Consider the following 1394-nt stretch of genomic DNA (forward strand, 5'->3'; position numbering starts at 1 on the left):
GCGCTTAACTTGCTCAAAGAAGGCTACAGCAGCCATTCTGTGGCGCAAATGATTGGCACCGGATCACATCAACTAATTGATACCTGGGCTGCACAATACCAGCACTTTGGCGTTAAGGGTCTAGAAATTCGGCACACCTCGCAAAATTATCGTGGTCAATTCAAGCTTCAAGTCTTAAACTGGAGAAAAGAACATGACGAGACCTATCAAAATACCGCCATTCACTTCAAAATTGCCACACCCAGCTTAATTTGTACTTGGCAAAAACGTTTTGACGAAGGCGGGCTTGATGCGCTCTTTACCAAACGAGGCCGACCACCAATGAACAAATCGCCTAAAAAACCAGTTAAGTATACCAGCAGTGAGTTATCTGAATTAGAGCGGCTGCGCTTAGAAAACCGTCAGCTCCACATTGAGAACGACTACCTAAAAAAGTCGAAGCCTTAGCTCGGCGCAAAGACGCTCAACGCAAGAAGAACGGACCATCATCCAAGAGTTAAGGCATGAGCACAACTATCAACTGCAAGAACTATTGCACTATAGCTTTTTAGCCAAGAGCACCTACGAGTATCACCCGCGCAACAGGCGGAAAAAATACAGCGATCTGGCTTTACTGTCGCTGATTAAAGTGGTTAAAAGGCATAATCCCAGCTTCGGCTACCTGCCCATGACCGACACGCTAAAAATCAAGTACGGCTTGCAGGTGAACCATAAACGCATTTACCGCCTGATGAAGGAGCACAAGCTGCTGGCCCGCAAATACAACTTGCGTGCAGGCAAGTATGATTCATCAAAAGGTCCGCAAGGCAAGAAGGCGAAGAACCGCTTCCACCAGAAGTTTAAGACCGATCGGCCCTACCAAAAGGTAGTCACCGATATCAGCGAGTTTCGCTATGGCAATAAGAGCATGAGCGAACGGTTATATTTCTCGCCCTTTAAAGATCTTTACAGCGGTGAAATCATCAGCTACACCATCAGTCAGCGGCCGCAGACCAAATATGTTCTAGAGGGACTCAAGCAGGTTTTGGCGATCCGGCCCAAACTGCCTTACCGCATGACGATTCACAGCGACCAGGGCATTCAATACCAGTCCAAAGCATATTGTCAGACCCTAAAGCAGCACCACGTTTTTCAAAGCATGTCGCGACGGGCGACCTGCCACGACAATGCGGCCTGCGAGAGTCTTTTTCACATCATGAAGGTTGAGCTAGACTACTACACCTATACCTATCCTACTAAGAAGGCGCTGCAGGAGGCCATGGAAAAATGGATTAAATACTACAATCAAGCTAGAATCAGGCACACGCTAAAAGGCCGCACCCCGATTGAATATCGGAATACGGCCTTAGCAAACATGAATTAATGTTAACGTCCAATTCTAGGGGTTAACTTCA

The 1394-nt window shown here is 47.1% G+C and carries 1 protein-coding gene and 1 pseudogene; both read left to right on the plus strand.

Annotated features, from left to right (window positions below; all coding sequences use genetic code 11):
• A partial coding sequence (locus ACZ2M0_RS09405) for a transposase (protein ID WP_490059278.1) occupies positions 1-447 on the plus strand: 447 nt, incomplete at its 5' end.
• 31 nt (positions 448-478) lie between these two features.
• Positions 479-1363, plus strand: a pseudogene (locus tag ACZ2M0_RS09410) (IS3 family transposase); the annotation flags it as partial.
• Positions 1364-1394 lie beyond the last annotated feature (31 nt).

The sequence above is a fragment of the Lactobacillus sp. VURO6/B1 (VP7) genome (assembly GCF_058139575.1).